Annotated in this window: 10 protein-coding genes; 3 read left to right on the top strand and 7 right to left on the bottom strand. The window is 53.3% G+C overall.

Features of this window, described 5'->3' with window-relative positions; all coding sequences use genetic code 11:
- From AB8B76_RS03805 to AB8B76_RS03790, 4 genes are all read right to left on the bottom strand, one after another.
- On the bottom strand, positions 1-903 hold a 903-nt coding region (locus AB8B76_RS03805), incomplete at its 3' end, for a hypothetical protein (protein ID WP_405270430.1).
- Positions 904-906: 3 nt separating this feature from the next.
- Entirely contained in the window at positions 907-2,313 is a 1,407-nt protein-coding gene (locus AB8B76_RS03800) for an MBOAT family O-acyltransferase (RefSeq protein ID WP_405270428.1), read from the bottom strand.
- Positions 2,314-2,424: 111 nt separating this feature from the next.
- Complete coding sequence (locus AB8B76_RS03795; protein WP_405270426.1) at positions 2,425-3,246, bottom strand: class I SAM-dependent methyltransferase; 822 nt, start codon at positions 3,244-3,246, stop codon at positions 2,425-2,427.
- Positions 3,243-4,085: a lipase family protein gene (locus tag AB8B76_RS03790; protein WP_405270424.1), complete on the bottom strand. Its 843-nt coding sequence runs from the start codon at positions 4,083-4,085 to the stop codon at positions 3,243-3,245. The genes AB8B76_RS03795 and AB8B76_RS03790 overlap by 4 nt, the downstream gene beginning before the upstream one ends.
- 88 nt (positions 4,086-4,173) lie before the next feature.
- On the opposite strand from AB8B76_RS03790, the gene AB8B76_RS03785 reads away from it, so the two are divergent.
- A complete protein-coding gene (locus tag AB8B76_RS03785) occupies positions 4,174-4,953 on the top strand; it encodes an SDR family NAD(P)-dependent oxidoreductase (RefSeq protein WP_405270422.1) in 780 nt (259 codons plus the stop codon).
- A gap of 51 nt (positions 4,954-5,004) precedes the next feature.
- Here the strand turns inward: AB8B76_RS03785 and AB8B76_RS03780 are convergent, their stop codons facing one another.
- Positions 5,005-6,162 carry a DsbA family protein gene (locus AB8B76_RS03780; protein WP_405270420.1) on the bottom strand — a complete coding sequence of 386 codons (1,158 nt, stop codon included), beginning with the start codon at positions 6,160-6,162 and terminating at the stop codon, positions 5,005-5,007.
- 166 nt (positions 6,163-6,328) lie between these two features.
- Between AB8B76_RS03780 and AB8B76_RS03775 the strand changes: the two genes are divergently transcribed.
- Positions 6,329-7,228, top strand: coding sequence for a neutral zinc metallopeptidase (locus AB8B76_RS03775; RefSeq protein WP_405270418.1), 900 nt, complete (start codon positions 6,329-6,331; stop codon positions 7,226-7,228).
- A gap of 32 nt (positions 7,229-7,260) precedes the next feature.
- Here AB8B76_RS03775 and AB8B76_RS03770 read toward each other — a convergent pair whose 3' ends face one another.
- Together AB8B76_RS03770 and AB8B76_RS03765 are read right to left on the bottom strand one after the other, a co-directional pair.
- Positions 7,261-8,454 (bottom strand): NAD(P)/FAD-dependent oxidoreductase, encoded by a 1,194-nt coding sequence (locus AB8B76_RS03770; RefSeq protein WP_405270416.1) that lies wholly within the window; start codon positions 8,452-8,454, stop codon positions 7,261-7,263.
- Positions 8,447-8,989, bottom strand: coding sequence for a DUF1415 domain-containing protein (locus AB8B76_RS03765; protein WP_405270432.1), 543 nt, complete (start codon positions 8,987-8,989; stop codon positions 8,447-8,449). The genes AB8B76_RS03770 and AB8B76_RS03765 overlap by 8 nt, the downstream gene beginning before the upstream one ends.
- A gap of 141 nt (positions 8,990-9,130) precedes the next feature.
- Between AB8B76_RS03765 and AB8B76_RS03760 the strand changes: the two genes are divergently transcribed.
- On the top strand, positions 9,131-11,754 hold a 2,624-nt coding region (locus AB8B76_RS03760), incomplete at its 3' end, for an error-prone DNA polymerase (protein WP_405270414.1).

The raw sequence follows: 11,754 nt of genomic DNA, 5'->3' as shown, positions 1-11,754 counted from the left end.
AACCCACTCGGGCTTCGCTCTACTTACCTTTACGCCGTAGTCTGCATAAGGATACCGCCAGGCTTCGACCCTGCGCGTAAATCCCATGACACGCATATCTGCACCAATTTCTCCAAGCCTGGCACCTTTGGAGTAACTATCCCCCGGCTCGATGCCCAATGATCGCAACAGACCTTTGGCAAACACGTGATTGATCATGCTTGCAGAATGGAAGTTGCCCGGCGGGTAGAAAGCCGGCTCATCACGAAGCTCAAGCAGTTCTTCCACGGGAAAGTGAATCAAGTAGTCTTTCCCCTCAGATCTTGATTTTAACAGTCCAGCGGTGCTCAGCATGGGATCAAGAGATGTGCAGGCCCTACGGACCGGCGCAGGCACGGTTCGCGGAAGACGGTCCGGATACAACAGCGGCTTGGAGGGCACTAAGGCATAACTGATGCTAGCTCCGCGCCGCCGAACAGAAGAACCAAACTGCTCCATTGCCAACTCAACGCTCTTCACCTGCGGCATTCTGGCTATACAGGACTTGCGTAGCGCCGCGTGCGGCCGCGCTGCACTGTGAGCATTGAAGAACACAAATCCGTCTTCGCCGACGTCCACATTGGCAACAGGACTGTCTCCAAACAGGTAGAACTGCAGCATTCGATAGGTTTTATTGAGAGACATGGCGAAGCCAATGTGGTCGTTAACAAACGACTCAAGCTCAGGAAAAAACGTTTTCGCAGACTCCGCTTGCCTGACATCAGGAAAAGCTGCCAGCTCGCGCTTCTCCCAGTTTTGACGAGCCTTGTGATCGGTAAAAAACCCAGCAACAGCGGGCAAAAGAAACACCAGAGCAACCGCTGCTATGGCCAGTCTAGTGCGACTGCCGAATCCTACTGTTTCAGTTTCAGTCTGCTCGCTCACTGGCTAGAACCTGAAGTAGATAAATGGATTGTAAGTGCCCGACATGATGTACATCGAACACAGGAGGAACAAGACGAGTGCGACAAGACCGTTCGCTACAGCAGAAACGGTCGAAATTTGGAGAGCATCGCTATCGCTGAAATCCTCGCCATTCCTGAACACTCGCAAGCCCTCAAGCACCGGCATGCAGAGCAGAAGACCCAGCAGCATAAAAGCCAAATTCTCGTTACTCACCAGGCGTACAAAACCAATCCCCTTAGCGGGAACATCAAAGAACATAGCCTGCAGGTAATAGCTTGCGTGGCTAAAACTTTCGGCTCGAAAAACAACCCAACCAATCATCACTAATAGCAAGGCGTAGATATGCTGCGCTGGACGAGGAAGCATCCCTATAAGTCGGCCGAGCCCGGCGCGCTCCACCGCCAAAATAACGCCGTGAAAAACACCCCAGATGATAAAAGTCCACGCTGCTCCATGCCAAAAGCCACACAACAAAAACACCGTAAACAAGTTGATGTACGTCCGCAGTCTGCCGTGTCTGTTACCGCCAAGCGGAATGTAGAGATAGTCGCGGAACCAGGAAGATAACGACATATGCCAGCGTCGCCAGAACTCAGTAATCGAGCGTGACACATAGGGAAAATCAAAATTCTTGGGAAAGTGAAAGCCCATCACCCGACCAATCCCAATGGCCATGAGGGAGTAACCTGCAAAATCGAAAAAAATCTGCAAGGTGTAAGCGACGATGCCCGTCCAGGCATTAAGCGTCGACAGCTGCTTCGGTGCAAAGCCGAACACCGTGTCCGCGACCTCTGCCGCATTGTTAGCGATGAGGACCTTATAGCTCAGCCCCACTACAAAAAGAATCACACCACGGTAAACATCGTAGGACGAAATCTGGCGAAAACGAATCGCCTCGGCAACTGTGGAGTAGCGAACAATCGGTCCGGCGATGAGCTGCGGAAACATAGCAATGTAAAGCGCCAGATCGAAGTATGAGCGGGCTTTGGGCGAGTCGCCTCGATAGACATCAATGAGGTAAGAAATCGACTGAAATATAAAGAACGAGATGCCCAACGGCAGGTGAGGAATATCCTGCTCCGGGATAGGGATCTCCAGCACGCCGCTAATAAGAAAGCCGAAGTACTTGTAGTAGCCGAGCACCAACAGGTTGGCCGCAACCCCCAGCGACAGAAACCGAAAACGATGATGCCCCTCCTCCAACCGCTGCCCAATGAGATAGTTAAAAGCTACGGTCCCCAACAAAAGCAGGACGTAAGCACCTTCCCCCCAGGCAAAAAACAAGAGGCTGAAAACCAGCGCCGTCAGGTTTCGCCATGGCAGTACGGCATAGCACAGCAAAAACAGCGGCAAAAATACGAACAGGAATGATGTGGTGGAAAAAACCATAATTAACGCTAATGAGCGCTCTACAAAGACCGGCAGTCTTATAACAGGACAATCCGCTTATGGCGAGAGCCGAAAGAGAAGAGGCGTGCGCAAAGGACTCAAACTCTTAGCTCACCCCGGTCTGATCTCCACCACCATGGGCATCCAGTGCCTGGCGCCTGGTACTAGAGGCACCATCGAACTTGCCAGCTTGGTGACACCTCGTGGAAAGCCCGGATAATCAATAAACTCAATTTCACAGGAGCGTCCAATCCAGCTTTTGAGTTGTCTGGGCAACATGAACCGGTGAACACCCCAGGGCATTACCGGCGTACGATAGTGTCTTGTTAAAGGTAGCCCCCTTGCCAGCACAGACGCTCGCGACACCCAATGGGGAATCACATCAAACACGATACGGCACTGCGGGAACCGAGCGACCATATCCCTCAGAAGGTTCCTAACCTCTTGCTCACGAAAGTACATAAACAGGCCTTGCGCAGCGATCATTACCGGGCGATCGTCGGGAATGACCTCCATCCATCCTCTATCAGTAGCCGATAGGGGAATGTGCTCATGCTTATGATCAGGAGAAATAAACCGCTCCCTGACCGCAATGGCCTCCGGTAGATCTACGGTGTACCAATGACACACCTCTTCGGCAAGTCGATAGCGCTGAGTCTCCAACCCCTCCCCAAGGTTAACCACGCTGGCATCTGGGTTATCCGCAAGGAAAGCATAAACACGCTCATCAAACAGTCTTGCACGCAGCGCAGCCATAGGGTTACTCCGTCCAAAGCTGCGCTCAAAGTCATAATCGAGCCCCTGATAGATTTCAATCGCTTTACTGTCTGAAAAAACCCCGTCTTTCCGCATTGCTTCCTGCGCACGACTATATAGTGTCCAAAGCATGGTCTCGGGCACGTCGGTAAGCCCTGGTGGCCGAGACTCTGTCATCGAACCTTCGCTCGCTGTTCGCGGGCCAGATCTTTCAGCAGCCTTGGAATATAGCTGTTACTGGCCGTCGCAAGCCGATGATTGTCGGCAATGTCGAAGCGCTTGCCAGTCATGTTTACGAAATTCTTCAATGCAGCTATACGCTCATCCAACCAGGAGCCCTTAGTACGTTTTTTGTGATTGTGCTTCAGTATGACCCGTGAACCCGGATGACTAAAGAACGGCTCTGGCGGCACATGAGGAACAACATCGCCAGAATTCACAACACGATAGTGAGGGCCGCCGACCTTGTTGTTAAGTGCGGATGCAAATTCCTCGTTTCCCGGGCGCGGACTGGCGAAGGTGTAAACGCCGTAGACGTTGATTTTGTTCTCCAGAAGCATCCCGGCAAACAACGAACACAGGGCACCTCCGAGACTGTGCCCTGTTATCCAGAGTCGGCGAGGCTCCTTGGAATCTTCTCGGAGGATTTCCGTAAGCTTTATGACCGCAGGGTACAAAGAATCCTGAAAACCCTCATGAGCACCCGTGCTCTCAAAAGGCCCGGGATCCTGAGAGGCCTGAAAGTTTGCAAACCAATCGCTACCCGAATCACTGCCACGAAAAACCACAACGATATTGCTGTCATCAGCCATGATAAAACACTGGGTATCGATGTCGGGCTTCTTCTTTCGCGATACGAGGCCCAGGAACCGGTAACCCCAAGTGGTTTCTACACAGCGTTTGATGTCTTGCAATGTGGCATAGGAAAGCTCGCAGGCGAGCGCCAGCGAAAGGGCGTTTTGTGGGTCGTAGGCATTACTGACCTCTAAGGGCCGAAAATGCTCCGCGTACTTCATACACACCCCGATAATGTGAATGTCTCTTACGCCATTATGCCGCTATGCTGCCGCTTGATGGCAACTAACTACAATAAGGAGTTTCTTAATGTCCACGGCAGATCAAACACTGGCCGGCAAGGTCGCCCTCATTACGGGTGCAGCATCTGGCATAGGGGAAGCCTCTGCTCGCAAGCTGGCTGCAGATGGCGCTGCGCTGATCCTCACAGACATTGACCAAGCCGGCGCGGAAACACTCACAAACAAGCTCACAGCGATCGGCGCGAAGGCTATCGCGGTACACCACGACGTCACCAAGCCCGACGATTGGGACCGCGCGGTAAGCATCGCGGTCGAGAGCTTTGGTGGCTTAGACATTCTGGTGAACAACGCAGGCATCGCCGGTGACAACACTGACCTCATGAACCTTGATCTGGAAAAATGGCACAGCGTGCTCTCAATAAATCTGGATGGCGTTTTTCTCGGACTACGCTACGCTGGGCCAGCTCTCGAAAAACGCGGCGGAGGATCGATCATCAACATTAGCTCGATCCTTGGCAAAGTAGGCTTGCCCGGGGCCGCCCCTTACTGCGCCTCTAAGGGTGCTGTCACATTGCTAACCAAGTCCGCCGCGCTGGAATGGGCCCCCTTGAACATACGCGTTAACTCCGTGCATCCAGGCTTTGTAGAGACGCCGCTGGTAACACAGGCACTGAAAGATCGCGAAGACGGCGAGGACATGCAGCAGTTACTGATCGCCGCCCACCCGGTTGGCCGCCTCGGCCAGGCGGACGAAATAGCGAATGCTGTTGCTTTTCTGGCCTCTGATGAATCGAGTTTCATGACCGGATCAGAACTGGTCATCGATGGCGGCTACACCGCGCAATAAGGCTCTTTAACTAAAGATTTCTGACTTGGGATATCTCGGCTAAAGGTCTTTTTACAAATCGCCCAAGCAAAGCTTCTTTGCCAGGAGCGGCAAGTGTTGCCGTCCGATGAAAATCTCGTCATCCAGGAGCACATTCACACCCGGCATTGCCGGGCGTTGCAGTTTCTCGGGTACATCTAGAGAAAGTTGAATGTTCAAGGAGTTCAGCAAGACTTCTATCGCTTCGGGGTAGGAATCCTCTGCAACTCCCAAAACACCGTAGCGCTCGCGGCTAGCGGCCGCATTGTCCTTGCGATACTGCCGATGCATTGCACTTCGAGAACTAACGCCATCAGCATTGTCATCGCCCTCTACCTTCGAAACACTCGGCTCTTTTGAGGTAACTCGTACCCAGCTGACAGCTCCTGAGTAATTCTTTAGCAGAGCAGCCAGTTCTGGTATTGCGCGAAGACTGTCCAGAGAACTATCCACGCCCACATACACATGTTCGGGCAAGCTTGCGTATGGCAAGAGATCAGCAGGCAAAGGGTTCGCAATATCGGGAGCATCTCCCCGACCACCTTCAATCTGCCAACGCACCCGAGGCAAATGCTCTCGCCCGAAATAGCGCTCACCATCGACTACAAAGGTTGGAACACCGTAGACTCCCGCTTCAAAGGCGGCGTTTTGAAAATCGGCGTTAAGCGCTGTGCCCTCCTCCCGCGCCCATTCCAGAAACGCCTGCCCATCAAGACCACAGGTCGAGAGTAAGCCTGCAACAACCTCCTCATTCTCGATATCCAGGTCCCGAACCCAAAACCGCGGATAGACACTATCGATAAACTGTTGTGTCGCTGCATGGGATATCTGCCGAGTCCATAGCATCGCTGTTGAAACCAAATTTGTATCCCATATCTTTTCGGTCCCGCGAATCTTCAAGCCCCACAAGTTCGCATAACGCCGGCAGTCATAATAGGCGTACTTCACCCCCGACCATTGTTCCTCACTGCGTTGCTGTTCAACGACCTCCCCCGCTTTGCCCAGGCGGGCACTACCCAGATAACTCGGAATATCCAACACAAAGGGCCGCCAATCAAACTGCACACCTAACTGCCGTTCAAGTTCCCGCGTCGGCTCTATCGCGAGATAGGCATACGGGCTCTTAAAGTCGATATAGACAATGGCTGGAGCTTCGGAAACTAGTGGAGAGAGGGGCATGGTCAGGCTCATGGGTGAAACGCCAAAATACATGGGGAATCTGAGTATAGCCGCCGCTTATCAAACAGACCGAATCATCTGATAAAGTCTCTAAGGTATTTCATAGCAACAGTGTCTGCGCAGCACATCTGCTCAGCGAAGCAATCATACGAGTACGACAAACACCTGGGAGCACTCTATGCGCTGGAAAGGGAATCGCCGCAGCGACAATATTGATGATCGTCGATCACGTCGCGTCGTAAGATCGGGGGGCACCCGATCATCCATGATGCCGCTAATTCTTCAACTGACCCGTAGTCGCGGAGGCTGGGTGGTGATCGTGATCGCCGCGGGCCTGATGTTCTTCACGGGGACAGACTTATCTACCCTTCTAGGCCTTGCGGGCGGACAGACACCGCAATCTTCGAGCACTGTCGTGCAGCAATCAGCGGAAGAGGCCGAGACAGTAGAATTCATGGCAACGGTGTTAGCTGACACCGAAGACACCTGGGCCACATTACTCTCGAAAGGCCAAACGCCCTACAAAGAACCAAAGCTTGTGTTGTACCGGGACTCCACGCGCTCAGCCTGCGGCCTGGGGCAAAGCGCTATGGGGCCGTTCTATTGCCCTGGCGACCAAAAGATCTATCTGGATCTGTCGTTCTTTGAGCAACTGAGTAGCCGTTATGGTGCGCCCGGCGACTTTGCGCAGGCCTACGTGCTTGCTCATGAGGTGGGACATCACGTGCAGACTCTGCTGGGCATCAGTGCTCGCAACCATGAGGCTAGGCAGCGCGCTACACCAGTCGAAGCAAACCTACTGAGCGTGCGACAGGAACTGCAGGCCGACTGCTTTGCAGGACTGTGGGCCAATAAGGCCGATCAAGCTCGGCAGATTTTGGAAAGCGGCGATGTAGAAGAGGCATTGGCAGCAGCAACCGCTATTGGGGACGACACCCTACAGCGGCAAGCACAAGGGAGAGTCACGCCAGACTCCTTCACTCACGGTAGTGCTGAGCAACGTCTGCGCTGGTTCACCATCGGACTAGAGCAGGGCTCTATCAATAGCTGTAATACCTTCGCGACGAACACGCTGTAACCCAAGCTGAGGGAGTAAGCCTAAGAATATAATCAGAGGTGCTGGCCGCAGCACCAACCGGAAGCCCAAGCCCACTGAAAGTTGTAGCCACCAAGCCAACCCGTCACATCAAGGGCCTCTCCGATGGCAAATAGGCCCGGCACACGCTTTAGCTCGAAGGTTTTGGAGGAGACTTCATCCGTATCGATGCCACCGAGGGTAACCTCCGCGGTTCTATAACCCTCGCTTCCTCCGGGCATAAAGGACCAGTGATTCAAGCGATGTCCTATATCAGCAATTTCGGGAGGCGAGAAGCTACCGATTTTCTGATCCTCAAACCAGGACCCGGACATAAGATCCACCAGACGATTGGGAAGCAGTGTTTTGAGCACGCTGAGCAACCGCTGCTGGGGATTGGTCTCTCTCGCTGCGGCCAGCCACTCGGATGCATCACGATCGGGAAGTAGATTGATATCCACTGCCAGCCCTTCTCGCCAAAAAGACGATATTTGCAGGATCGCGGGACCACTCAGACCTCGGTGGGTAAATAACAGGTTCTCCCGAAAACTGTGGCCCTGACAGCTGGCAATAACCTCTGTGGATATTCCCGAAAGTGACTCGTAGACGGCTTTGTCGCTGGAATTCCAGGTTAAGGGTACCAAAGCAGCTCGTGTTGCATTCAGTTGTAAGCCCAGCTTTTTAGCGGCACGAAAGGCCAGATCACTCGCGATTTTTGGCATAGACAATCCACCGGAAGCGATGACCACCTTGTGGCCCTGATACTCAGAATCTTGTGTGCGTACAGCAAATCCGATCTCGCCCTCGGGATCTATGGAAGTCACAGCCTGGCGCAAGCGAATCTCAACTCCCGCGTAAGAGCACTGCTCCAAAAGCATGGCCACGATGTCTTTGGCGCTGTGGTCGCAAAACAGCTGCCCCAGCTTCTTCTCGTGATAGTCGATGCCGGCGGTCTCTACCATCTGGATAAAGTCAGACGGTGAAAAACGCTTCATGGCAGAGATGCAGAAGTTGGGGTTCTGTGACAAATAGTGTTCCCGCGGGTCTGCAAACAAATTGGTGAAATTGCAGCGACCACCGCCCGACACCAGAATCTTTAAGCCAACTTTCGGGCCCTGCTCGAGCACTAAAACACGCAGTCCACGGTAACCCGCGCTAATCGCGCACATGAGGCCACTTGCGCCGCCACCGACAACAACAACATCGTATTTTGAAGCGCTTTTACTCATCTACGCAGCTTTGCAAAAGACTCTGGAGCCTCTCTCTTCCAAGGTGATTTAGTGTGCGGATATTGTCGTTAGGAACACTCGCGATATCTGGATGACCGGCAACCGCACGCTCCACACTCTCCTCTCTTAGTAAATGCAGCATCGGATAGGGCGAGCGGTTGGAGTAGTTCTCAGCATCATCAAGCTCGGTCCCGGCAAATTGATAATGGGGATGGAAACTGGCGATCTGGTAGATCCCTTCCAGCTTCATCCGCTTAAGCAAGGCATCACCGCGACCCAGAAAATCGTTGAAGTCATAGAAGTCGCTCAATACTTTCGGATGGACAATAAACGCAGTCTCGATCTCCGGACAATCCTCGAGTCGCTTAAGCTCCTGTGCCAGGGTAGAGAGCAACGCCTCTTCATCGCCAGCATCGCTCAACGTAAACGCCACGCTATCCCTGTCGAGCTCGCGCTTAGCAAAGGGACACAGGTTGTATCGCACTACGAGGCTGTCTATCCAGCGCCGACAGGCGTCTAAAGCTTGGTCGTTCAGCTACATAACTCCAGAATCGTGCCCCGGCGCTAAAACCGAGTGCAAAAAAGGCACCTTAGGACGTAAATTAGGCAACCTATAAATACTGTATAAATATACAGTACACTGTGCGGCCGAGAAATTTTGGCACTGCCGCAAACAATGTCCTACTGCGAACTCCACTGCCTGTCATGTTACAGCTTCCTGCGCGGCGCTTCCCGTCCAGAAGAGCTTGTCGCGCAAGCTGCGGTAAATGGTTATGCAGGCGTCGCTATTACCGATGAGTGCTCCCTCGCTGGAGTCGTCAAAGCTCACGTAGCGGCCAAGGAATACGGAATACCACTAATTATCGGCAGTGAGTTCACCTTAACCGAAGGCGTTCATATCATTGCCCTTGCTCCCACACGTGCAGCTTATGGCGAACTCTCGGGACTCATCAGCCTTGGCCGGCGCCGTAGCCCAAAAGGCGAGTACGAAGTCACGCTTAGAGATGTGATCTTTCATCTCAAGCGTTGCTTGCTCATCTGGCTTCCTAAAGAAGACAGCGAAGCTAATCACGGCTATGGCAAACAACTCGCAAGACTCTGTCGAGAGAGAGTCTGGATCGGAATCCATTATCTTCTTGGCAACGATGAACTGCGTCGCTATCGGGCATTACAGGCACTCGCGGGAAAACTACAACTACCCCTCGTTGCCTGTGGTGATGTGCGTATGCACTGCGCAACTCGCAAACCCCTGCATGACGTGATGACCGCCTTGCATCACAATTGCAGTGTTGCTGCGCTGGGTCGCCGTCGGCTGCCTAATGCTCAACAGCATTTACGCAGTGTCCGGCAGCTGCAACGCTTCTACCCTGCCGAGCTATTGTACGAAACGCTAAACATCGCCCGGCGCTGTCAGTTCACTCTCGATGAATTGCGTTACGAATACCCAGAAGAAGTCGTACCTGATGGGCATAATGCTCGGGACTATCTGAGAGAACTTACCTGGCAGGGCGCAAGCCAACGTTGGCCCGACGGGACGCCCTCAGTCATTCGCGAACGCATAGAAAAAGAACTCGCATTAATAGCTGAGCTGGATTACGAGTACTACTTTCTTACGGTACACGACATTGTTCGTTTCGCTCGGGGTCGCGGCATTCTATGTCAGGGTCGCGGGTCCGCCGCAAACTCCGTAGTGTGCTACTGCCTGTTCATAACGGAAGTGTCCCCGGAAAAAATCTCGCTACTCTTTGAACGCTTTATCTCCCGGGAGCGTGACGAACCGCCAGACATCGATGTGGACTTTGAACACGAGCGCCGCGAAGAAGTTATCCAGTACATCTACGAAAAGTACAGCCGACGCCGAGCGGCACTTGCCGCCACGGTGATCACCTACCGCGCCCGCAGTGCCGTGCGCGATGTGGGTAAAGCCTTGGGTTTAGACCCTCTTTTTGTCAACGATCTTGCCAAGTCTCTCGCCTGGTGGGACAAGCAGCGCGACCTCGAAGCACGCTTTAGCGAGCATGGCTTACCAACCGAAAGCCAGGATGGCAAACCCAATACCGCCCAACTCTTTTATCAACTGGTGCAAGAGATATTGGGTTTCCCAAGACATCTGTCTCAGCATGTGGGTGGCTTTGTGATATCCAGGGGGCCTATTTCACAGCTGGTCCCCGTAGAGAATGCGAGCATGGCGGACCGCACGGTGATTCAATGGGATAAGGATGACATCGAAGCCCTGGGGCTACTCAAAGTTGATATTTTAGCGCTGGGCATGCTCTCGGCGATCCGCAAATCTCTGGCATTAGTGAATCGCTATGACCCTAGAGTCCGTACGCTGCAAGACATTCCGGCAGAAGACATCGCAACCTATCGTATGTTGCAAAAAGCAGATTCCATTGGTGTTTTCCAGATCGAGTCTCGAGCACAGATGAGCATGCTGCCGCGCTTAAAGCCGGCGTGTTTTTATGATCTTGTTATCGAAATTGCCATCGTGCGCCCGGGTCCTATTCAGGGAGATATGGTGCATCCCTATCTGCGTCGACGGCAGGGGCTAGAAGACATCAGCTATCCCGATGAAGCGGTGCAAAGTGTTTTGGAGCGCACTCTTGGCGTACCCATTTTTCAAGAGCAAGTCATTCGTCTGGCGATGGTAGCCGCAGGCTTTACCGGCGGTGAGGCGGATCAGTTACGGCGGGCCATCACCAATTGGGGTCGTAACAGCAAACTACTCACCTTCGAGAAAAAGCTTACCGATGGCATGCTCCGCAGAGGCTATAGCGAAGATTACGCAAAGCGACTATTTGATCAGATAAAGGGTTTTGGCGGTTACGGCTTTCCTGAGTCGCACTCCGCAAGCTTCGCTCTATTAGCCTACGTGTCTTCCTGGCTTAAATGTCACCACCCCAGCGCCTTTTATGTGGGGCTGCTTAACAGCCAGCCCATGGGTTTTTACACGCCTTCGCAACTAATTCAGGATGCTCGCCGCCATGATGTTGTGGCACTACCCCCGGATGTGAATCACAGCGACTGGGACCACCAACTATTGGATGACGGCGGGCAGACCACGCGCGCGCCTATTCGTTTAGGTCTTCGATTGATTAAAGGATTGTCTAAAGGTGCCGCCAAACGCATCAGCATGGCACGCAGAGATGCGCCCTATCGTCAGGTTTCAGATTTACGTAAACGGGCTGCGTTGAATCGTAAAGATATGGAGGCGCTGGTGGATGCTGATGCGCTTTCCAGCCTGAGCGGCCACCGCCACCAGGCTCGCTGGCAGGTTATGGCACTGGAGCCCGAGCGACC

Origin of the sequence: Congregibacter sp., from assembly GCF_045107095.1 — a bacterium.
GTDB lineage: Bacteria > Pseudomonadota > Gammaproteobacteria > Pseudomonadales > Halieaceae > Congregibacter.
The sequence above is the reverse complement of the archived record's forward strand: the minus strand, read 5'-3'. Positions and strand labels throughout refer to the sequence as shown.

Excerpts from the sequence above, each read along its gene's own strand:
- AB8B76_RS03800 (WP_405270428.1), bottom strand. The coding sequence starts at position 2,313 with ATGGTTTTTTCCACCACATCATTCCTGTTCGTATTTTTGCCGCTGTTT.
- AB8B76_RS03795 (WP_405270426.1), bottom strand. The coding sequence starts at position 3,246 with ATGACAGAGTCTCGGCCACCAGGGCTTACCGACGTGCCCGAGACCATG.
- AB8B76_RS03790 (WP_405270424.1), bottom strand. The coding sequence starts at position 4,085 with ATGAAGTACGCGGAGCATTTTCGGCCCTTAGAGGTCAGTAATGCCTAC.
- AB8B76_RS03785 (WP_405270422.1), top strand. The coding sequence starts at position 4,174 with ATGTCCACGGCAGATCAAACACTGGCCGGCAAGGTCGCCCTCATTACG.
- AB8B76_RS03780 (WP_405270420.1), bottom strand. The coding sequence starts at position 6,162 with ATGAGCCTGACCATGCCCCTCTCTCCACTAGTTTCCGAAGCTCCAGCC.
- AB8B76_RS03775 (WP_405270418.1), top strand. The coding sequence starts at position 6,329 with ATGCGCTGGAAAGGGAATCGCCGCAGCGACAATATTGATGATCGTCGA.
- AB8B76_RS03770 (WP_405270416.1), bottom strand. The coding sequence starts at position 8,454 with ATGAGTAAAAGCGCTTCAAAATACGATGTTGTTGTTGTCGGTGGCGGC.